The following is a 21,801-nucleotide window of genomic DNA, read 5'->3' as shown; positions in this document are numbered from 1 at the left end:
TACCCCTTAACGCTTGGCTTTCTTGTCAGCCACGTGCCCACGATATGTGCGGGTACCGGCGAACTCGCCCAGTTTGTGGCCGACCATGTCTTCGTTCACGAGAACGGGGACGTGTTGGCGACCGTTGTGTACTGCGATGGTCAGACCGACCATTTGTGGCAGGATCATCGAACGACGCGACCAGGTCTTAACTGGTTTGCGATCGTTCTTTTCCGCCGCCACTTCGATCTTCTTCAGTAGGTGAAGATCAATAAAAGGACCTTTTTTCAGAGAACGTGGCACTGTCGTATCCCTCTATTTACTTGCGACGACGGACGATCATTTTGTCGGTACGCTTATTACCACGAGTCTTCGCGCCCTTAGTCGGGAAGCCCCATGGCGATACCGGATGACGACCACCGGAGGTACGACCTTCACCACCACCATGTGGGTGGTCAACCGGGTTCATGGCAACACCACGAACGGTTGGGCGAACGCCACGCCAGCGTTTGGCACCGGCTTTACCCAGCGAACGCAGGCTGTGCTCGGAGTTCGAGACTTCGCCCAGCGTTGCGCGGCACTCGGACAGCACTTTGCGCATTTCGCCCGAACGCAGGCGCAGGGTCACGTAGACACCTTCACGAGCGATCAGCTGAGCCGAAGCACCAGCGGAGCGAGCGATCTGAGCACCTTTGCCAGGCTTCAATTCGATGCCGTGGATGGTGCTACCGACCGGGATGTTGCGCAGCTGCAGCGAGTTGCCTGGCTTGATCGGTGCCAGAGCACCTGCAATCAGCTGGTCGCCAGCGCTCACGCCTTTCGGTGCGAGGATGTAGCGACGCTCGCCGTCTGCGTACAGAACCAGAGCAATGTGAGCAGTACGGTTAGGATCGTATTCAATGCGCTCGACGGTGGCAGTGATGCCATCCTTGTCGTTGCGACGGAAGTCGATCATGCGGTAATGCTGCTTGTGACCACCACCGATGTGACGGGTGGTAATGCGGCCATTGTTGTTACGACCACCAGTCTTCGATTTTTTCTCGAGCAGCGGTGCGTGAGGAGCGCCTTTATGCAGCTCCTGGTTGACCACCTTGACCACGAAACGGCGGCCAGGGGAAGTCGGTTTGCATTTAACGATTGCCATGATGCACCCCTTCCTTACTCAGCACTGCTGCTGAAATCGAGATCTTGGCCTGGCTGAAGGGAGATAACTGCCTTCTTCCAGTCATTACGCTTGCCCAGACCGCGAGCAGTGCGCTTGCTTTTACCCAGTACGTTCAGGGTAGTAACACGCTCTACTTTCACGCTGAACAGGCTTTCGACGGCCTTCTTGATTTCCAGCTTGGTTGCGTCGGTAGCAACCTTGAAAACGAACTGACCTTTCTTGTCTGCCAGAACCGTAGCCTTCTCGGAAACGTGCGGGCCAAGCAGAACTTTAAATACGCGTTCCTGGTTCATCCCAGCAGCTCCTCGAATTTCTTCACGGCCGACACGGTGATCAACACCTTGTCGTATGCGATCAGACTAACTGGGTCGGAACCTTGGACGTCACGTACATCGACGTGCGGCAGGTTACGAGCAGCCAGGTACAGGTTCTCGTCGACGGAGTCCGATACGATCAGAACGTCGGTAAGGCCCATGCCATTCAGCTTGCCCAGCAGGTCTTTGGTTTTCGGTGCTTCGACAGCGAAGTCCTGAACCACGACCAGACGGTCGGTACGCACCAGCTCAGCAAGGATGGAGCGCAGTGCTGCGCGATACATCTTCTTGTTCAGCTTCTGGGTGTGATCCTGAGGACGAGCTGCGAAAGTGGTACCACCGCCACGCCAGATAGGGCTACGGATAGTACCGGCACGAGCACGGCCAGTACCTTTCTGACGCCAAGGGCGCTTACCGCCACCACGAACGTCGGAACGGGTCTTTTGCTGCTTGCTGCCCTGACGACCGCCAGCCATGTAGGCCACGACTGCCTGGTGCACCAGCGTCTCGTTGAACTCGCCGCCGAAGGTCAGTTCGGAAACTTCGATCGCCTGAGCGTCATTTACATTTAATTGCATTTTCGCTTCCCCTTAACCGCGAGCCTTGGCTGCCGGACGCACAACCAGGTTGCCGCCGGTTGCGCCAGGAACAGCACCCTTGACGAGCAGCAGATTGCGTTCAGCGTCGACGCGCACAACTTCCAGGGACTGCACGGTCACGCGCTCAGCGCCCATATGACCGGACATTTTTTTGCCCTTGAATACACGGCCAGGAGTCTGGCACTGGCCGATGGAGCCAGGGACGCGGTGGGAAACGGAGTTACCGTGTGTGTTGTCTTGACCGCGGAAGTTCCAACGCTTGATGGTACCGGCAAAGCCTTTACCTTTGGACTGACCGGTAACATCTACCAGTTGGCCCGCTGCGAAGAGTTCAGCGTTGATCAAGTCGCCAGCCTGGTATTCGCCTTCTGCAAGGCGGAATTCCCAGACGCCACGACCGGCAGCAACGTTCGCCTTGGCGAAGTGACCTGCTTGAGCAGCAGTCACACGCGAAGCACGACGCTCGCCGACAGTGACTTGCACTGCACGATAGCCATCAGTTTCTTCAGTTTTAAACTGGGTGACGCGATTCGGCTCGATCTCAATGACCGTGACCGGAATGGAGACACCTTCTTCGGTGAAAATACGGGTCATACCGCATTTACGACCGACTACACCAATAGTCATGTTGTAAACCTCATGAGTGTACGGGGCTTTCACCCGCTATGGCCGCCCATTTCAGAGCGTTACACGACTAAGACCCAAGTCTTAGCCGAGGCTGATCTGCACTTCCACACCTGCCGCAAGATCAAGCTTCATCAGCGCGTCAACGGTTTTGTCCGTTGGCTGGACGATGTCCAGAACACGCTTATGAGTACGGATCTCGTACTGGTCGCGCGCGTCTTTGTTGACGTGCGGGGAAACCAGAACGGTGAACCGCTCTTTACGGGTAGGAAGTGGAATTGGACCACGCACCTGAGCACCAGTACGTTTCGCGGTTTCCACGATTTCCTGGGTGGATTGGTCGATCAGGCGATGGTCAAAAGCCTTCAACCTGATACGGATTTGCTGATTTTGCATTGGATTTCAGACTCCGGCTGCTGTTCCCACCGGGCGCAATGCACCCGTTAAAAGGAGGCGCAATTCTATAGACGCGCCCATCGAGTGTCAACCCAATAAAAAAGCCCCCGCTAAGCGGGGGCCTTTTCAAACGATCAACAATTACTCGATGATTTTGGCTACGACGCCAGCGCCGACGGTACGACCGCCTTCACGGATAGCGAAACGCAGGCCGTCTTCCATTGCGATGGTCTTGATCAGGGTGACAACCATTTTGATGTTGTCGCCTGGCATTACCATTTCAACGCCTTCCGGCAGTTCGCAGTTACCGGTCACGTCAGTGGTCCGGAAGTAGAACTGTGGACGGTAGCCTTTGAAGAACGGAGTGTGACGACCGCCTTCTTCCTTGCTCAGCACGTAGACTTCAGCTTCGAACTTGGTGTGCGGCTTGACCGAACCCGGCTTGACCAGAACCTGGCCACGCTCGACGTCGTCACGCTTGGTGCCGCGCAGCAGCACGCCGCAGTTCTCGCCAGCACGACCTTCGTCCAGCAGCTTGCGGAACATTTCAACGCCGGTGCAGGTGGTGACGGTGGTGTCACGCAGACCTACGATTTCCAGCGAATCCTGAACCTTGACGATGCCGCGCTCGATACGACCGGTAACAACGGTACCGCGACCGGAGATCGAGAACACGTCTTCGATTGGCATCAGGAATGGCTTGTCGATGACACGGACTGGATCTGGGATGTAGCTGTCCAGAGTCTCAACCAGTTTACGAACGGAGCTGGTGCCCATTTCGTTGTCGTCTTTGCCTTCCAGCGCCATACGAGCCGAACCGATGATGATCGGAGTGTCGTCGCCTGGGAAGTCGTAGGTCGACAGCAGGTCACGAACTTCCATCTCTACCAGTTCCAGCAGCTCGGCGTCGTCTACCAGGTCGGCCTTGTTCAGGTAAACCACGATGTACGGAACGCCAACCTGGCGGGACAGCAGGATGTGCTCACGGGTTTGTGGCATCGGACCATCAGCGGCCGAGCAAACCAGAATCGCGCCGTCCATCTGGGCAGCACCGGTGATCATGTTCTTCACATAGTCAGCGTGACCTGGGCAGTCAACGTGAGCGTAGTGACGGATCAGCGAGTTGTATTCAACGTGCGCGGTGTTGATGGTGATACCACGAGCTTTTTCTTCTGGAGCGCTGTCGATCTTGTCGAAGTCGACGATTGCGGAACCGAAAACTTCGGAGCAAACGCGAGTCAGAGCAGCAGTCAGAGTGGTTTTACCGTGGTCAACGTGACCAATGGTGCCAACGTTGACGTGCGGTAGGGAACGATCAAATTTTTCTTTAGCCACGACAATTAACTCCTTGCCTAAAGGACTGAATCAGCCTTGTTTTTTGGATACAGTTTCAGCGATGTGCGCCGGAGCTGTGTTGTATTTTTTGAATTCCATAGAGTAGCTTGCGCGACCCTGGGACATGGAGCGAACGTCGGTCGCATAACCGAACATCTCACCCAACGGAACCTCGGCGCGAATCACTTTGCCGGAAACCGTATCTTCCATACCCAAGATCATGCCGCGACGACGGTTAAGGTCGCCCATGACATCACCCATGTAGTCTTCAGGTGTAACAACTTCTACCGCCATGATCGGCTCAAGCAACTCACCACCGCCCTTCTGGGCCAGTTGCTTGGTTGCCATGGAGGCAGCGACCTTGAACGCCATCTCGTTGGAGTCGACGTCGTGGTAGGAACCGTCGAAAACGGTCGCTTTCAGGCCGATCAGCGGATAGCCGGCAACAACACCGTTCTTCATCTGCTCTTCGATACCCTTCTGAATCGCCGGGATGTATTCCTTGGGAACCACACCACCGACGACTTCGTTCACGAATTGCAGACCTTCCTGACCTTCGTCAGCAGGGGCAAAACGGATCCAGCAGTGACCAAACTGACCACGACCGCCGGACTGACGAACGAACTTGCCTTCGATTTCACAGTTCTTCGTGATGCGCTCACGATAGGAAACCTGAGGCTTACCGATGTTGGCTTCGACGTTGAACTCACGGCGCATCCGGTCAACCAGGATGTCCAGGTGCAGCTCGCCCATGCCGGAGATGATCGTCTGACCAGTCTCTTCATCGGTTTTAACGCGGAAAGATGGATCTTCCTGAGCAAGCTTGCCCAGAGCGATACCCATTTTTTCCTGGTCATCCTTGGTCTTGGGCTCTACGGCAACCGAAATAACCGGCTCCGGGAAGTCCATGCGAACGAGGATGATCGGCTTGTCACCGTTGCACAAGGTTTCACCAGTGGTGACGTCCTTCATGCCGATCAAGGCCGCGATGTCGCCAGCGCGTACTTCCTTGATCTCTTCGCGGGCGTTGGCGTGCATCTGCACCATACGACCCACGCGCTCTTTCTTGCCCTTGACCGAGTTGATCACGCCGTCGCCGGAGTTCAACACGCCCGAGTAAACACGGACGAAGGTCAGGGTACCCACGAATGGGTCAGTGGCAATTTTGAATGCCAGAGCGGAAAACGGTTCTGCGTCGTCTGCATGACGCTCCAGCTCGATGGTCTCGTCATCCGGGTCAGTACCCTTGATGGCAGGAATATCGACCGGAGCCGGCAGGTAGTCGATCACAGCATCGAGAACCAGGGGAACGCCCTTGTTCTTGAACGAGGAACCGCAAACAGCCAAGACGATCTCGCCAGCGATGGTACGCTGACGCAGAGCAGCCTTGATTTCGTCGTTGGTGAGTTCTTCACCTTCGAGGTACTTGTTCATCAGCTCTTCGTTGGCTTCAGCCGCAGCTTCGACCATGTTGTTGCGCCATTCGTCAGCCAGCTCCTGCAGCTCGGCAGGGATAGGCTTGCGAACAGGAACCATGCCTTTGTCAGCATCGTTCCAGTACACAGCTTCCATGGCCAACAGATCGATCTGGCCCTGGAAATTGTCTTCGGAACCGATAGCCAGCTGGATAGGCACCGGAGTGTGGCCCAAACGCTGCTTGATCTGACCGATCACGCGCAGGAAGTTCGCGCCAGCACGGTCCATCTTGTTTACGTAAACAAGACGAGGAACGCCGTACTTGTTGGCTTGACGCCATACGGTTTCCGACTGAGGCTCTACACCCGAGGTACCACAGAACACAACGACAGCGCCGTCGAGTACGCGCAGGGAACGCTCAACTTCAATGGTGAAGTCTACGTGGCCCGGGGTATCGATGACGTTGAAGCGATGCTCGTCCTTGTACTGCTTCTCGGAGCCCTTCCAGAAGGCGGTGATAGCAGCAGAAGTGATGGTAATACCACGCTCCTGCTCCTGAACCATCCAGTCTGTGGTCGCGGCGCCGTCATGCACCTCGCCCATTTTGTGGCTTTTGCCGGTGTAAAAAAGGACGCGCTCGGTGGTCGTGGTTTTACCAGCGTCCACGTGAGCAACGATACCAATGTTACGGTAGCGGTTAATCGGTGTAGTACGAGCCATAAAGCCCTCGCAAAATTAGTGACGCTGAATTTAGAAGCGGTAGTGCGAGAACGCTTTGTTGGCTTCAGCCATACGGTGAACGTCTTCACGCTTCTTAACTGCAGCACCTTTGCCTTCGGCAGCGTCCAGCAGTTCGCCGGCCAAGCGCAGAGCCATCGACTTTTCACCGCGCTTGCGCGCGAAGTCTACCAGCCAGCGCATTGCCAGGGCGTTACGACGGGACGGACGAACTTCGACCGGAACCTGGTAAGTAGCACCGCCTACACGGCGCGACTTCACTTCGACCAGCGGAGCGATGGCGTCGAGAGCTTTCTCGAAGATTTCCAGGGGGTCGCTGTTCTTGCGTTCTTTAACCTTGTCCAGCGCGCCATAAACGATACGCTCGGCAACGGCTTTCTTGCCGCTTTCCATCACGTGGTTCATGAACTTGGCCAGGATCTGGCTGCCGTATTTTGGATCGTCAAGCACTTCGCGCTTGGCTGCTACGCGTCTTCTTGGCATGGATAAGCCCTCAAACGGTCTTCAGGTTAGCTCGGGACAGGCCCGACCTTACTCTTATCGACTCAGAAAAATTGATAACTGCAGTGTGCAAACGCCGATTACTTCGGACGCTTGGTACCGTACTTCGAACGACCTTGGTTACGACCTTTGACGCCGGAGGTATCCAGGGAGCCGCGAACGGTGTGGTAACGAACACCTGGCAAGTCTTTTACACGACCGCCGCGGATCAGTACCACGCTGTGCTCTTGCAGGTTGTGGCCTTCACCGCCGATGTACGAGGAAACCTCGAAACCGTTGGTCAGGCGCACACGGCATACTTTACGCAGTGCCGAGTTAGGTTTTTTCGGCGTGGTGGTGTACACACGGGTGCACACACCACGACGTTGCGGGCAGTTCTGCAGCGCAGGTACGTCGGATTTCTCGACGATACGCTTGCGCGGCTGACGTACCAGCTGGTTGATAGTTGCCATCTACTAGCTCCACTGTTGTCTTGCGACGCTATTGTCTTGCAAGAAAAGCAAAAATGGCAGGAATCAATCCCGCCAAATTTAGGGGTACAAGAGTCTAAAGAGGATCTCGTCCCCAGTCAAGACAAGGCCCCGGCCTCCCCTGCCAACTCCGCTGCGACATTTTGTGTCGTTGCGGAGTTGGCAGGGGCTACCAGGGCCCCGTCATCACTACCGCTGGTCTCAATTACCGCTTGAGTTCAGCGCTTCGGTCAACGCAGCTTCCACTTCACTGGCGCTGACGCGAGTCGGTTTGTCGAGTTCACGGCGACGCTTGCGCTCGCTGTGATACGCCAGACCGGTACCAGCCGGGATCAGACGACCCACGACCACGTTCTCTTTCAGGCCGCGCAGGTAATCGCGCTTGCCGGTGACTGCCGCTTCGGTCAGTACTCGAGTGGTTTCCTGGAAGGAAGCCGCCGAGATGAACGATTCGGTGGACAGCGACGCCTTGGTAATACCCAGCAGCACGCGAGTGAATTTCGAAACGAATTTCTCGTCCGCACTCAGACGCTCGTTTTCACCCAGTACGTGGGTCAGTTCCATCTGGTCGCCCTTGATGAAGCTGCTGTCGCCGGACTCGGAGATTTCGACCTTGCGCAGCATCTGACGCAGAATCGTCTCGATGTGCTTGTCGTTGATCTTCACGCCCTGCAGACGGTACACGTCCTGAATCTCGTTGACGATGTACTTGGCCAGCGCACTCACACCCAGCAAGCGCAGGATGTCATGCGGGTCACTCGGACCGTCCGAGATAACTTCGCCGCGGTTCACTTGTTCGCCTTCGAAGACGTTCAGGTGACGCCACTTCGGAATCAGCTCTTCATACGGATCGGTGCCGTCGTTCGGCGTGATAACCAAGCGGCGCTTGCCTTTGGTTTCCTTGCCGAAAGCGATGGTGCCGCTGACTTCCGCCAGGATCGAAGCTTCCTTCGGACGACGCGCTTCGAACAAGTCGGCAACACGCGGCAGACCACCGGTGATGTCGCGAGTCTTCGAAGTTTCCTGTGGAATACGGGCGATAACGTCACCCACACCCACTTGCGCACCATCCGCCACGCCGACTAGGGCATTGGCTGGCAGGAAGTACTGGGCCGGTACGTCGGTACCTGGCAACAGCAGATCCTTGCCATCGACGCCAACCATCTTCACTGCCGGACGAATTTCCTTGCCCGCAGCTGGACGGTCCTTGGCATCGAGCACTTCGATGTTGGTCAGGCCGGTCAATTCGTCTGTTTGACGCTTGATCGTGATGCCTTCTTCCATGCCCACGTAGGTCACGGTACCTTTCATCTCGGTGACGATTGGGTGAGTGTGCGGGTCCCACTTGGCCACGATAGCGCCAGCGTCGACCTTGTCGCCTTCCTTCACCGAAATCACTGCACCGTATGGCAGCTTGTAACGTTCGCGCTCACGACCGAACTCGTCGGCAATCGCCAACTCACCCGAACGCGATACTGCAACCAGGTTGCCGTCCAGACGCTCGACGTGCTTCAGGTTATGCAGGCGGACAGTACCGCCGTTCTTCACCTGGACGCTGTCGGCAGCCGAGGTCCGGCTTGCCGCACCACCGATGTGGAACGTACGCATGGTCAGCTGGGTACCCGGCTCACCGATGGACTGGGCGGCGATAACGCCGACCGCTTCACCGATGTTCACCTGGTGACCGCGAGCCAGATCACGGCCGTAGCACTTGGCGCAGATACCGTAACGGGTTTCGCAGCTGATCGGCGAACGCACGATGACTTCGTCGATGCTGTTGAGCTCGATGAATTCAACCCACTTTTCGTCCACCAGCGTACCGCCCGGAACGATCACCTCGTCGGTGCCAGGCTTGAACACGTCGCGGGCGATCACTCGACCCAGAACGCGCTCGCCCAGCGGCTCGACGACGTCACCGCCTTCGATGTGCGGCGTCATCAGCAGACCGTGCTCGGTACCGCAGTCGACTTCGGTAACGACCAGATCCTGTGCAACGTCAACCAGACGGCGAGTCAGATAACCGGAGTTAGCTGTCTTCAACGCGGTATCCGCCAGACCCTTACGAGCACCGTGAGTCGAGATGAAGTACTGAAGTACGCTCAAGCCTTCACGGAAGTTCGCGGTGATCGGCGTCTCGATGATCGAGCCGTCCGGCTTGGCCATCAGGCCACGCATACCGGCCAGCTGGCGAATCTGAGCAGCCGAACCCCGTGCACCGGAGTCAGCCATCATGTACATCGAGTTGAACGATTCCTGGTCCACTTCGTTGCCATGACGATCGATGACCTTCTCTTTCGAGAGGTTCGACATCATTGCCTTGGACACTTCGTCGTTGGCCTTGGACCAAAGGTCGATCACCTTGTTGTACTTCTCGCCCTGGGTTACCAGGCCGGAAGCATACTGGCTCTCGATCTCTTTCACTTCGTCGGTCGCGGTACCGATGATGCGAGCTTTCTCATCCGGGATAACGAAGTCGTTAACACCGATGGAAACGCCGGAAATGGTCGAGTAGGCAAAACCGGTGTACATCAACTGGTCAGCGAAAATCACGGTCTCTTTCAAACCAACCACGCGGTAGCACTGGTTGATCAGCTTGGAGATCGCCTTCTTCTTCATCGGCAGGTTGACGACATCGTACGACAGACCTTTTGGCACAACCTGGTACAACAAGGCACGGCCGACAGTGGTGTCGACAATACGAACGTTGCTCACGCTGCCGCCGTCACGGTCGTTGACGGTTTCGTGGATACGCACTTTGACCTTGGCGTGCAGTGCGGCTTCGCCGGCACGGAACACACGGTCAACTTCCTGCAGATCCGCGAACACACGACCTTCGCCTTTGGCGTTGATCGCTTCACGCGTCATGTAGTACAGACCCAATACAACGTCCTGCGACGGAACGATGATTGGCTCACCGTTGGCTGGCGACAGGATGTTGTTGGTCGACATCATCAGCGCACGGGCTTCGAGCTGGGCTTCCAGGGTCAACGGTACGTGGACCGCCATCTGGTCGCCGTCGAAGTCGGCGTTGTACGCAGCACAGACCAGAGGGTGCAGCTGGATAGCCTTGCCTTCGATCAGTACCGGTTCAAACGCCTGGATACCCAGACGGTGAAGGGTCGGTGCACGGTTGAGCAGCACGGGGTGTTCGCGAATCACTTCGGCAAGAACGTCCCATACTTCCGGCAGCTCGCGCTCGACCATCTTCTTGGCGGCCTTGATGGTGGTCGCCAGACCACGCATTTCCAGCTTGCCGAAAATGAACGGCTTGAACAGTTCCAGAGCCATCTTCTTCGGAAGACCACACTGGTGCAGGCGCAGGGTCGGGCCCACGGTAATAACCGAACGACCCGAGTAGTCGACGCGCTTGCCGAGCAAGTTCTGACGGAAACGACCCTGCTTACCCTTGATCATGTCAGCCAGGGACTTCAGGGGACGCTTGTTCGAACCGGTAATGGCACGACCGCGGCGACCGTTGTCGAGCAGTGCATCCACAGCTTCCTGCAGCATGCGCTTTTCGTTGCGCACGATGATGTCGGGAGCCGACAGATCCAGCAGGCGCTTCAAACGGTTGTTGCGGTTGATCACTCGACGATACAGATCGTTGAGGTCGGAAGTCGCAAAGCGACCGCCATCCAGCGGAACCAGTGGACGCAGGTCTGGCGGCAGAACCGGCAGAACGGTCAACACCATCCACTCAGGCAGGTTGCCGGAGCCCTGGAAGGCCTCCATCAACTTCAGGCGCTTGGACAGCTTCTTGATCTTGGTTTCCGAGTTGGTCTGCGGAATCTCTTCGCGCAGGCGGCCAATCTCGTGTTCCAGGTCAATGGCGTGCAGCAGTTCACGAACGGCTTCGGCACCCATGCGGGCATCGAAATCGTCGCCGAACTCTTCGAGTGCTTCGAAGTACTGCTCGTCGTTCAGCAGCTGGCCCTTTTCAAGGGTGGTCATGCCCGGGTCGATAACGACATAGCTCTCGAAGTAGAGAACGCGTTCGATATCACGCAGGGTCATGTCCATCAGCAGGCCGATACGGGACGGCAGCGACTTCAGGAACCAGATGTGGGCGACTGGCGAAGCCAGTTCGATGTGAGCCATGCGCTCGCGGCGAACCTTGGCCAGTGCGACTTCGACGCCGCACTTCTCGCAGATCACGCCACGGTGCTTCAAGCGCTTGTACTTGCCGCACAGGCACTCGTAGTCCTTGACCGGGCCAAAGATCTTGGCGCAGAACAAGCCGTCACGCTCGGGCTTGAACGTACGGTAGTTGATGGTTTCCGGCTTTTTAACTTCACCGAAGGACCACGAACGGATCATTTCAGGCGACGCGAGGCCGATACGGATCGCATCGAACTCTTCGACTTGACCCTGGTTTTTCAGCAAATTCAGTAGGTCTTTCAAGGCCTTTCCTCCTGGCGGAGCAGGGAGTGGACGGTAGCCGCCCACTCCCGATTCGCGTCACGTGTTATTCGGTTTCCAGATCGATGTCGATACCCAGAGAACGAATCTCTTTGATCAGCACGTTGAAGGACTCGGGCATGCCCGGCTCCATACGGTGATCGCCGTCCACGATGTTCTTGTACATCTTGGTACGGCCGTTCACATCGTCCGACTTCACTGTGAGCATTTCTTGCAGGGTGTATGCCGCGCCGTATGCTTCCAGCGCCCACACTTCCATCTCCCCGAAACGCTGACCACCGAACTGCGCCTTGCCACCCAGCGGCTGCTGGGTAACCAGGCTGTAGGAACCAGTGGAACGCGCGTGCATCTTGTCGTCCACCAAGTGGTTCAGCTTCAGCATGTACATGTAGCCAACGGTGACCGGACGCTCGAACTTGTTGCCGGTACGACCATCGAACAGCTGCATCTGGCCGCTTTCCGGCATGTCGGCCAGTTTCAGCATGGCCTTGATTTCGCTTTCCTTGGCGCCGTCGAACACCGGGGTGGCCATTGGAACGCCGCCCTTGAGGTTCTTCGCCAGGTCCAGGATTTCCTGGTCGGAGAAGGTTTCCAGCTGCTCTTGACGGCCACCGATCTCGTTGTAGATCTCGGTCAGGAACTTGCGCAGATCAGCTACCTTACGCTGCTCTTCGAGCATGGTGTTGATCTTCTCGCCCAGGCCCTTGGCCGCGAGGCCCAGGTGGGTTTCGAGAATCTGACCAACGTTCATGCGCGATGGTACACCCAGAGGGTTGAGTACCACGTCCACCGGCGTACCGTTGGCGTCGTGCGGCATGTCCTCGACAGGCATGATCACCGAGACCACACCTTTGTTACCGTGACGACCGGCCATCTTGTCACCCGGCTGGATGCGACGGCGGATGGCCAGGTAGACCTTGACGATCTTCAGCACGCCTGGAGCCAGGTCATCGCCTTGCTGCAGCTTGCGCTTCTTGTCTTCGAACTTGTCGTCCAGCAGACGGCGGCGATCGACGATATAGGCCTGAGCCTTCTCGAGCTGCTCGTTGAGCGCGTCTTCGGCCATGCGCAGCTTGAACCACTGACCGTGTTCCAGGCCGTCGAGGACCTCGTGGGTGACCTCGGTGCCTTTCTTCAGGCCAGCGCCGCCTTCGACCATCTGCCCCATCAGGGCCGAGCGCAGACGTTCGAAGGTCGCGCCTTCGACGATGCGGAACTCTTCGTTCAGGTCCTTGCGGATTTCGTCCAGCTGGCTCTTCTCGATCGACAGTGCACGAGCATCACGCTCGACGCCGTCACGGGTGAAGACCTGTACGTCGATGACTGTACCCTTGGTGCCGGTAGGCACGCGCAGGGAGGTGTCCTTAACGTCGCTGGCCTTCTCGCCGAAGATCGCACGCAGCAGTTTTTCTTCCGGAGTCAGTTGGGTCTCGCCTTTCGGAGTGACCTTGCCGACCAGGATGTCGCCGGCGCCGACTTCGGCACCTACGTAAACGATACCGGCTTCGTCCAGCTTGTTCAGCGCCGCTTCACCCACGTTCGGGATGTCGGCAGTGATTTCCTCTGGGCCAAGCTTGGTGTCACGGGCCACACAGGTCAGTTCCTGGATGTGGATCGTGGTGAAGCGATCTTCCTGAACCACACGCTCGGACAGGCAGATGGAGTCTTCGAAGTTGAAGCCGTTCCACGCCATGAACGCGATGCGCATGTTCTGACCCAGCGCCAGTTCACCCATGTCGGTGGACGGACCGTCGGCCATGATGTCGCTGCGCTGAACCACGTCACCCTTGTTCACCAGCGGACGCTGGTTGATGCAGGTGTTCTGGTTCGAGCGGGTGTACTTGGTCAGGTTGTAGATGTCGACACCGGCTTCGCCAGTCTCGACTTCGTCATCCGCAACCCGGACCACGATACGGCTGGCATCGACGGAGTCGATCACGCCACCACGACGAGCCACGACGCAGACGCCGGAGTCACGGGCAACGTTGCGCTCCATGCCGGTACCTACCAGCGGCTTGTCGGCACGCAGGGTCGGTACAGCCTGACGCTGCATGTTCGAGCCCATCAACGCACGGTTGGCGTCATCGTGCTCGAGGAACGGAATCAGCGATGCGGCAACCGAGACGACCTGCTTGGGCGAAACGTCCATCAAGGTGACGTCTTCCGGCGCCTTGACGGTGAATTCGTTCAAGTGACGTACGGCCACCAGCTCGTCGATCAGAACCTTCTTGTCGTTCATCGTGGCCGAAGCCTGAGCGATCACGTGATCGGCTTCTTCGATGGCTGACAGGAACACGATCTCGTCGGTGACCAGAGCGTCCTTCACCACACGGTACGGGCTTTCCAGGAAGCCGTACTGGTTGGTGCGCGCATAGGCCGCCAGGGAGTTGATCAAGCCGATGTTCGGACCTTCCGGCGTTTCGATCGGGCACACGCGACCGTAGTGCGTCGGGTGAACGTCGCGCACTTCGAAGCCGGCACGCTCGCGAGTCAAACCACCAGGGCCGAGTGCGGAGACACGACGCTTATGGGTGATCTCGGACAGCGGGTTGTTCTGGTCCATGAACTGCGACAGCTGGCTGGAACCGAAGAACTCTTTCACCGCGGCAGCAACAGGCTTGGCGTTGATCAGGTCCTGCGGCATCAAGCCTTCGCTTTCGGCCATCGACAGGCGTTCCTTGACCGCACGCTCGACGCGTACCAGGCCTACACGGAACTGGTTCTCGGCCATCTCGCCGACGCAGCGAACACGACGGTTACCCAGGTGGTCGATGTCGTCGACGATGCCCTTGCCGTTGCGGATGTCGACCAGGGTCTTCAATACGGCAACGATGTCTTCCTTGCTCAGAACACCCGAACCTTCGATCTCGGTACGACCGATACGACGGTTGAACTTCATCCGGCCGACCGCAGACAGGTCGTAGCGCTCGGGGCTGAAGAACAGGTTGTTGAACAGGGTCTCGGCGGCATCCTTGGTTGGAGGCTCGCCTGGACGCATCATGCGGTAGATTTCCACCAGCGCTTCAAGCTGATTGCCGGTGGAGTCGATCTTCAAGGTGTCGGAGATGAACGGGCCACAGTCGATATCGTTGGTATACAACGTCTCGATGCGAACGACCTGCGCCTTGGCGATCTTGAGCAGCAGGTCGGTGGTCAGTTCGGTGTTGCACTCGCACAGGATTTCGCCAGTCGCCGGGTGCACGATGGCCTTGGCCGTGGTGCGACCCAGAACGTAGTCCAGCGGCACTTCCAACTGCTTGATGTTGGCTTTTTCGATCTGGTTGATGTGTCGAGCCGTGATGCGGCGGCCTTGCTCGACAATCACCTTGCCTTTCTCATCGAGGATATCGAGAACGGCAATTTCACCACGCAGGCGCTGGGGCACCAGTTCCAGGCTGAGCACTTCGCCCTGCACGTGGAATACGTTGGTGGTGTAGAACGCATCGAGGACTTGCTCGGTGCTGTAGCCCAGAGCGCGCAGCAATACCGAGGCAGGCAGCTTGCGACGACGGTCGATCCGGACGAATACACAGTCTTTCGGATCGAACTCGAAGTCCAGCCAGGAGCCACGGTAAGGAATGATACGGGCCGAATAGAGCAGCTTGCCCGAGCTGTGCGTCTTGCCACGGTCGTGGTCGAAGAACACACCCGGCGAACGGTGCAGCTGGGAAACGATGACGCGCTCGGTACCGTTGATTACGAAGGTACCGTTCTCGGTCATCAGGGGGATTTCCCCCATGTAGACTTCCTGCTCCTTGATGTCCTTGATCGCTTTGTTCGACGATTCTTTGTCGAAAATGATCAGGCGCACTTTCACGCGCAGCGGCACAGCGTAGGTCACGCCACGCAGTACGCACTCTTTGACGTCAAAGGCCGGTTCGCCCAGACGATAACCAACGTACTCCAGAGCAGCGTTGCCGGAGTAGCTGATGATCGGGAAAACGGATTTGAAGGCCGCATGCAGACCGACATCACGGAACTGGTCCTTGGTCGCGCCCGCCTGCAAGAATTCGCGATACGAATCCAGCTGGATAGCCAAGAGGTACGGTACGTCCATGACGTCCGGCAACTTGCTAAAGTCCTTGCGGATACGTTTTTTCTCAGTATATGAGTAAGCCATCAGCGTTCCCCAGCTTGGTCACCTGCTTGTGGCTTCTCCCGACGGGAGCAGCCAGAAAATCGTGCAAACCCCGTGGTTTGCGCCACCCTTGGGTGGTTACAGCGCGTTGCCGGCGTCGACCTGATCGACTGCCAGTAACGGAAAAAGGCCGGTGGCATGAGCCACCAGCCATCAGCCTTTCGCTTGACGCTCGGGCTGGAGACGCAAGGTCGATGCTTACTTCAGCTCGACTTTGGCGCCTGCTTCTTCCAGCGTTGCTTTGGCTTTGTCGGCTGCGTCTTTGGCAACAGCTTCCAGAACCATGGCAGGAGCGCCGTCAACTACAGCCTTGGCTTCTTTCAGGCCCAGACCGGTCAGTTCACGAACTGCCTTGATCACGTTTACTTTCTTCTCGCCAGCTTCCAGCAGCATGACGTTGAATTCGGTTTGCTCTTCAGCAACAACTGCAGCAGCAGCTGGGCCAGCAGAAGCAGCGGCAGCGGAAACGCCGAATTTTTCTTCGAAAGCTTTGATCAGCTCAACAACCTGCAGAACCGACATTTCAGCTACGGCGTTGAGGATATCGTCTTGGGAGATAGACATTGCTGTATTTCCTGAATTGGGGGACGGCCTACACGGCCATCGAAATAAACAAAAAAGCGCGAGAGAAAATGCTCAGCCTCAGGCTGCAGCAGCTTCTTTTTGCTCGCGAACTGCGGCCAGAGTACGAGCCAGCTTGCTGGTAGCGCCTTGAATCACGCTCATCAGCTGCGAAATGGCTTCGTTACGGGTCGGCAGTGTTGCCAGTACGTCGATTTGGTTAGCTGCGAGGAACTTGCCCTCGAACGCAGCTGCCTTGATCTCGAACTTGTCCTGACCCTTGGCGAATTCCTTGAACAAGCGGGCAGCAGCACCCGGGTGTTCGGTAGAGAATGCGATCAGGGTCGGGCCGGTGAACACGTCGTTGAGGACACTGTATTCAGTGTCGGCAACAGCGCGCTTGAGCAGGGTGTTACGTACGACACGTACGTATACGCCAGCTTCACGAGCCTCTTTACGGAGTCCGGTCATAGCGCCTACTGTCACACCACGGGCATCAGCCACGACAGCGGACAGAGCAGCTTTGGCAGCCTCGTTGACTTCAGCGACGATGGCCTTCTTGTCTTCGAGATTAATTGCCACGGGTTTAACTCCTGCTTGTTACCGTTTCATCTGGCCGAAGCCGGATGTCGTTTTGGTGTCTGATTCGGTAAGGAACCGGGAGCACCATCTGCGTAGGCTTGAGGTTTAAGGCTTGCGCCGCCTACGGTCTTGGATAGCCCCCGCCAGGCAGGGACCCCAATTTTTCAGCCAATGGCACGGTCACCCGTGCCACCGGCAAAGTCTTACGCGTCCAGCGAGCCTTGGTCGATGACCAGACCTGGGCCCATGGTGGTGCTCAGGGTGACGCGCTTGACGTAGATGCCTTTCGAGGAAGCCGGCTTGATGCGCTTCAGATCAGCGATCAGGGCTTCAACGTTTTCCTTCAGCTTGACGGCGTCGAAACCGACCTTGCCAACGGAAGTGTGGATGATGCCGTTCTTGTCGGTGCGGTAGCGAACCTGACCAGCCTTGGCATTCTTGACGGCGTTGGCGACGTCTGGCGTCACGGTACCGACTTTCGGGTTAGGCATCAGGCCACGTGGACCGAGGATCTGACCCAATTGACCAACAACGCGCATGGCATCCGGGGATGCGATGACGACGTCATAGTTCAGATCGCCGCCTTTCATTTCGGCAGCCAGGTCGTCCATGCCTACGCGGTCTGCGCCGGCAGCCAGAGCCGCTTCGGCAGCTGGACCCTGGGTGAACACGGCAACCCGTACGGTCTTGCCAGTGCCGTGCGGCAGCACAGTAGCGCTACGTACGACCTGGTCGGATTTACGTGGGTCAACGCCCAGGTTCACGGCCACGTCAACGGACTCGCTGAACTTGACGGTGGACAGTTCGGTCAGCAGCGCAGCTGCGTCTTCGAAGTTGTACAACTTGCCTGCTTCGATCTTGGAAGCAATAGCTTTTTGGCGCTTGGTCAGCTTAGCCATTACACACCCTCCACGTTGAGGCCCATGGAGCGAGCAGAACCGGCGATGGTACGCACGGCTGCTTCCATGTCAGCGGCAGTCAGGTCCGCATTCTTGGCTTTTGCGATGTCTTCGAGCTGAGCGCGAGTCACGGTACCGACTTTGACGGTGTTCGGACGAGCCGAGCCGCTGGTCAGGCCGGCTGCTTTCTTCAGCAGTACCGAAGCAGGGGTGCTTTTGGTCTCGAAGGTGAAGCTGCGGTCACTGTAGACAGTGATGATTACAGGAGTCGGCAAGCCGGCTTCTTGACCCTGGGTACGGGCGTTGAAGGCCTTGCAGAATTCCATGATGTTCACGCCATGCTGGCCCAGAGCCGGGCCGACGGGCGGGCTAGGGTTGGCCTGGCCGGCCTTTACTTGCAGCTTGATGTAAGCCGTGATTTTCTTAGCCATGAGCTACTCCACTATTGGGTACGAGCGCCTTTCGGCTCCCCAGTTGCTTGCGTTTTATCCCAGTGACGACAAAACCCCGCAGCTTACGCCTGCGGGGTATGGGATCCGTTTCCAATCAGACTTTTTCGACCTGACTGAACTCGAGCTCTACCGGAGTAGAGCGACCGAAAATGAGCACCGCGACCTGGATCCGGCTCTTTTCGTAATTGACTTCTTCGACGGTGCCGTTGAAATCCGCGAAAGGACCATCGGTCACACGAACGACTTCGCCCGGCTCGAACAGCGTCTTTGGCTTGGGCTTGTCGCTACCGTCAGCGACGCGACGCAGGATAGCTTCAGCTTCCTTGTCGGTAATCGGAGCAGGCTTGTCTGCCGTGCCGCCGATGAAACCCATGACCCGAGGCGTGTCCTTGACCAAGTGCCAAGTACCTTCGTTCATGTCCATCTGAACCAGCACATAGCCTGGAAAGAACTTGCGTTCGCTTTTACGCTTTTGGCCATTTCGCATCTCGACCACTTCTTCAGTGGGGACGAGAATTTCGCCAAAACCGTCTTCCATACCAGCCAGCTTTACACGCTCGATCAAAGAGCGCATAACATGCTTCTCGTAACCCGAGTAAGCATGCACAACGTACCAACGCTTAGCCACGGGACACCCTTAGCCAACAATCAAGGAAACAAGCCAGCCGAGCAGGGAATCGAGCCCCCACAACAGCAACGCCATGACCAGAACGACCGCGACTACGATCAGCGTGGTCTGTGTGGTCTCTTGGCGAGTCGGCCAAACGACTTTACGTATTTCGGTGCGCGCTTCCTTAGCCAGGATGAAGAACGACTTGCCTTTGGCAGTCTGCAGCGCCACATAGGCGGCCACAGCGGCAATAGCGAGAAGCGCAAGCACCCGGTACAGGATCGGCGACGAAGAGTAGTACTGATTACCAACCACGCCAACCACAACCAAAGCGATAACAACGAGCCACTTCAGCAGATCGAAACGAGATTCTGGGGCTTCAGCCTTGGGAGTCATCTAGGAGGATCCTGTGAAAAGAAAGCCAGACACACCGAGTGAATCTGGCAGGTCAGGAGGGAATCGAACCCCCAACCTACGGTTTTGGAGACCGTCGCTCTGCCAATTGAGCTACTGACCTAAAACAAATCAGGCCGAACATTATGCCGACCCGGGAAAGCTATTTCAACACCTGATTGGACTGCCATGTTGCGCAAGGAGACATCAATCACCCCTGGCACAGACCTCACAACCCAAGATGCCAACAGCAGAGATGCGCAACACCCACAGGAGCGACACACACCTACCATTAAAACAAAGGCAGATATTTTCATATCTGCCTTGCAAAAATGGAGCTCTTGAGCGGATTTGAACCGCTGACCTCACCCTTACCAAGGGTGTGCTCTACCAACTGAGCTACAAGAGCTTGAAACCATGCACAAACAGCAAACTTGGAGCGGGTAGCGGGAATCGAACCCGCATCATCAGCTTGGAAGGCTGAGGTTCTACCACTAAACTATACCCGCGGAGCTTGCAGCTCACGCTAAAAATGGTGGAGGGAGAAGGATTCGAACCTTCGAAGTCGTAGACGTCAGATTTACAGTCTGATCCCTTTGGCCGCTCGGGAACCCCTCCTTAACGTGGCGGCATTTTACGCTATGCCACCTCACTGTCAAGCTTTTTCTCATTAAAATCTTGAGGTTAGCTACATCGACAGCTGTTTCACAGCGCTGGGCTTTCGCACCATCGCTGTGAAGCGGGCGCCATTCTATGCAAACCATCAGGGCCTGGCAATACCCCAGATCAGATTATTTTATGTTTTAAGTCATTGAATTCATTGGGGCCGAACATACACCCACTCACTCGGGGAGGATCGCTCACCGCACTGGCGGGACAAGCGTGCCGAGCGCGTCCCATGAGAATGCTCAGCGCTGGGTTTCAGTCTTTTCGTTCAGCAGCTGGATGTGGTGCCTCTCACCCTTGTAGGTAGACAGGGGCGCCAACTCTTTGGGCCGCACGGGAAGCTCCTGGTGGTGCCACCCGGCATAGAACACGTTGAGGACCAACAGCAGTAGTACAAGCCAACGCATCGTCACTCCCCCCTCGGATCGGAAACTGCGGAAGGCCCGCTGTCTCCTACAAGGCGCAGACTGAGTTCTCCGCCACTGAACACCTGTTCCATGCCACCTACAGAAAGCCGCAGGCCACCTTGGCCATCTATTCCCAACACCCGGCCTTCAATGGCCTTCAACCCGGCACTGAGGACGACAGCCCTGCCCTGCCAAGCATGCAGCCCCTCCCACTCCTCCCGCAACTGCTCGAACCCGGACAGTGCGTGACGCTCCAGGTGACTCTGAAGCTGCACGTTGAGTTCAGCAACCAAGTCATTGCGATCGACCAGGCTCATCCGCTGCAGGCGTACGGAAGTCCAAGGCCGATCCACCGCCGTGTTCTGCCTCATATTCACATTGATACCAATACCGATGACGACATGACATACATCACTGGGATCGCCAACCAGCTCCAGCAGTATTCCTGCGAGCTTCTTTTCTCCAACCAGAATATCGTTAGGCCACTTAAGCCTTGCCTCGCCTACACCTTGCGCATGCAGCGCTCGGACCACGGCAAGCCCTACCACTAGGCTCAATCCTTCCAGGCGAGCCATACCCCCTTCGATACGCAGCGCCAGGCTGTAGTAGAGATTTTGCGCATAGGGACTTACCCAAGGCCTACCCCGCCGGCCCCGTCCCGCTGTCTGCTGCTCTGCAACGATCAAGAGCGGCATCTGGCTCCCGTCAGCGACGGCACGCAATGCTTCGGCATTGGTGGAGTCGACGCTATGCATGACACGCAGCTCCCAGCCCGCTGGAGCGCTTGCCGCAAGTGTCTCGCTGGAGAGCGCAGAAACAGGATCGGCAAGGCGATAGCCTTTGCCGCGCACTTTGTGCACATCGATGCCCAGTTCGGCTTGCAGCTGCTGCAGCTGCTTCCACACAGCACTGCGGCTGACCCCCAGAGCCTCGCCCAGCGCTTCGCCCGAGTGAAAATGACCGTCTTTAAGTAGATCCAGCAATGGTGACATAGCGAACTCGGCGTCTCGGTAGGGCGCAATGATAGCGATGGCGGACACTGATTTGAAACGCTAAAAAGACAAAACCCCTACCTGCTTGCGCAGATAGGGGTTTCGGAATTGAATCTTGACGATGACCTACTCTCACATGGGGAAA

The 21,801-nt window shown here is 57.1% G+C and carries 20 protein-coding genes and 4 tRNA genes; all 24 read right to left on the bottom strand.

Going from position 1 to position 21,801, the window contains the following annotated elements; genetic code table 11:
* Positions 1-6: 6 nt before the first annotated feature.
* The 24 genes from rpsS to birA all read right to left on the bottom strand — a co-directional run bounded on the left by rpsS (position 7) and on the right by birA (position 21,656).
* Entirely contained in the window at positions 7-282 is a 276-nt protein-coding gene (gene rpsS / locus IFT76_RS10670) for a 30S ribosomal protein S19 (protein WP_002555486.1), read from the bottom strand.
* 16 nt (positions 283-298) lie between these two features.
* Positions 299-1,123 (bottom strand): 50S ribosomal protein L2, encoded by an 825-nt coding sequence (gene rplB, locus IFT76_RS10665; protein WP_122475653.1) that lies wholly within the window; start codon positions 1,121-1,123, stop codon positions 299-301.
* A gap of 14 nt (positions 1,124-1,137) precedes the next feature.
* Entirely contained in the window at positions 1,138-1,437 is a 300-nt protein-coding gene (gene rplW / locus IFT76_RS10660) for a 50S ribosomal protein L23 (protein ID WP_002555488.1), read from the bottom strand.
* Complete coding sequence (rplD, locus tag IFT76_RS10655) at positions 1,434-2,036, bottom strand: 50S ribosomal protein L4 (protein WP_043192522.1); 603 nt, start codon at positions 2,034-2,036, stop codon at positions 1,434-1,436. The genes rplW and rplD overlap by 4 nt, the downstream gene beginning before the upstream one ends.
* Positions 2,037-2,048: 12 nt before the next feature.
* A complete protein-coding gene (gene rplC, locus IFT76_RS10650; protein WP_043192521.1) occupies positions 2,049-2,684 on the bottom strand; it encodes a 50S ribosomal protein L3 in 636 nt (211 codons plus the stop codon).
* Between the two features lie 81 nt (positions 2,685-2,765).
* Positions 2,766-3,077 (bottom strand): 30S ribosomal protein S10, encoded by a 312-nt coding sequence (gene rpsJ / locus IFT76_RS10645; RefSeq protein WP_003186070.1) that lies wholly within the window; start codon positions 3,075-3,077, stop codon positions 2,766-2,768.
* Between the two features lie 141 nt (positions 3,078-3,218).
* Positions 3,219-4,412 carry an elongation factor Tu gene (gene tuf, locus IFT76_RS10640; protein ID WP_122475655.1) on the bottom strand — a complete coding sequence of 398 codons (1,194 nt, stop codon included), beginning with the start codon at positions 4,410-4,412 and terminating at the stop codon, positions 3,219-3,221.
* Between the two features lie 30 nt (positions 4,413-4,442).
* Positions 4,443-6,548 (bottom strand): elongation factor G, encoded by a 2,106-nt coding sequence (gene fusA / locus IFT76_RS10635; RefSeq protein ID WP_122475656.1) that lies wholly within the window; start codon positions 6,546-6,548, stop codon positions 4,443-4,445.
* Positions 6,549-6,578: 30 nt separating this feature from the next.
* Entirely contained in the window at positions 6,579-7,049 is a 471-nt protein-coding gene (gene rpsG / locus IFT76_RS10630; protein WP_010490886.1) for a 30S ribosomal protein S7, read from the bottom strand.
* A 98-nt stretch (positions 7,050-7,147) separates the two neighbouring features.
* Positions 7,148-7,519, bottom strand: coding sequence for a 30S ribosomal protein S12 (gene rpsL / locus IFT76_RS10625; protein WP_003186084.1), 372 nt, complete (start codon positions 7,517-7,519; stop codon positions 7,148-7,150).
* A gap of 219 nt (positions 7,520-7,738) precedes the next feature.
* Complete coding sequence (gene rpoC / locus IFT76_RS10620; protein WP_122475658.1) at positions 7,739-11,938, bottom strand: DNA-directed RNA polymerase subunit beta'; 4,200 nt, start codon at positions 11,936-11,938, stop codon at positions 7,739-7,741.
* A 64-nt stretch (positions 11,939-12,002) separates the two neighbouring features.
* On the bottom strand, positions 12,003-16,076 hold the full coding sequence (gene rpoB, locus IFT76_RS10615; protein WP_185795442.1) for a DNA-directed RNA polymerase subunit beta: 4,074 nt from the start codon (positions 16,074-16,076) through the stop codon (positions 12,003-12,005).
* Positions 16,077-16,292: 216 nt separating this feature from the next.
* On the bottom strand, positions 16,293-16,658 hold the full coding sequence (rplL, locus tag IFT76_RS10610) for a 50S ribosomal protein L7/L12 (RefSeq protein WP_122475662.1): 366 nt from the start codon (positions 16,656-16,658) through the stop codon (positions 16,293-16,295).
* 78 nt (positions 16,659-16,736) lie between these two features.
* Positions 16,737-17,237 carry a 50S ribosomal protein L10 gene (rplJ, locus tag IFT76_RS10605; RefSeq protein WP_122475664.1) on the bottom strand — a complete coding sequence of 167 codons (501 nt, stop codon included), beginning with the start codon at positions 17,235-17,237 and terminating at the stop codon, positions 16,737-16,739.
* A gap of 203 nt (positions 17,238-17,440) precedes the next feature.
* Positions 17,441-18,136, bottom strand: a complete 696-nt coding sequence (rplA, locus tag IFT76_RS10600) for a 50S ribosomal protein L1 (protein ID WP_043192511.1) — start codon at positions 18,134-18,136, stop codon at positions 17,441-17,443.
* Positions 18,136-18,567 carry a 50S ribosomal protein L11 gene (gene rplK, locus IFT76_RS10595; protein ID WP_043192510.1) on the bottom strand — a complete coding sequence of 144 codons (432 nt, stop codon included), beginning with the start codon at positions 18,565-18,567 and terminating at the stop codon, positions 18,136-18,138. Before rplK ends, rplA begins: the two co-directional genes overlap by 1 nt.
* A 115-nt stretch (positions 18,568-18,682) precedes the next feature.
* Entirely contained in the window at positions 18,683-19,216 is a 534-nt protein-coding gene (gene nusG / locus IFT76_RS10590) for a transcription termination/antitermination protein NusG (protein WP_010443972.1), read from the bottom strand.
* Between the two features lie 9 nt (positions 19,217-19,225).
* A complete protein-coding gene (gene secE, locus IFT76_RS10585) occupies positions 19,226-19,594 on the bottom strand; it encodes a preprotein translocase subunit SecE (protein WP_192058315.1) in 369 nt (122 codons plus the stop codon).
* A 45-nt stretch (positions 19,595-19,639) separates the two neighbouring features.
* A tRNA-Trp gene (locus IFT76_RS10580) sits at positions 19,640-19,715 on the bottom strand.
* 209 nt (positions 19,716-19,924) lie between these two features.
* Positions 19,925-20,000 (bottom strand) — tRNA-Thr (locus tag IFT76_RS10575).
* Between the two features lie 26 nt (positions 20,001-20,026).
* Positions 20,027-20,100 (bottom strand) — tRNA-Gly (locus tag IFT76_RS10570).
* A gap of 24 nt (positions 20,101-20,124) precedes the next feature.
* Positions 20,125-20,209 (bottom strand) — tRNA-Tyr (locus IFT76_RS10565).
* 290 nt (positions 20,210-20,499) lie between these two features.
* Positions 20,500-20,664: a hypothetical protein gene (locus IFT76_RS10560; protein ID WP_163007395.1), complete on the bottom strand. Its 165-nt coding sequence runs from the start codon at positions 20,662-20,664 to the stop codon at positions 20,500-20,502.
* Positions 20,665-20,666: 2 nt separating this feature from the next.
* Positions 20,667-21,656, bottom strand: coding sequence for a bifunctional biotin--[acetyl-CoA-carboxylase] ligase/biotin operon repressor BirA (gene birA / locus IFT76_RS10555; RefSeq protein WP_192058313.1), 990 nt, complete (start codon positions 21,654-21,656; stop codon positions 20,667-20,669).
* Between the last annotated feature and the right edge of the window lie 145 nt (positions 21,657-21,801).

The organism is Pseudomonas sp. CFBP 13727, assembly GCF_014841915.1.
GTDB lineage: Bacteria > Pseudomonadota > Gammaproteobacteria > Pseudomonadales > Pseudomonadaceae > Aquipseudomonas > Aquipseudomonas baltica.
Note: the sequence above shows the minus strand (reverse complement) of the source record. Positions and strands in the feature narration are given on the sequence as shown.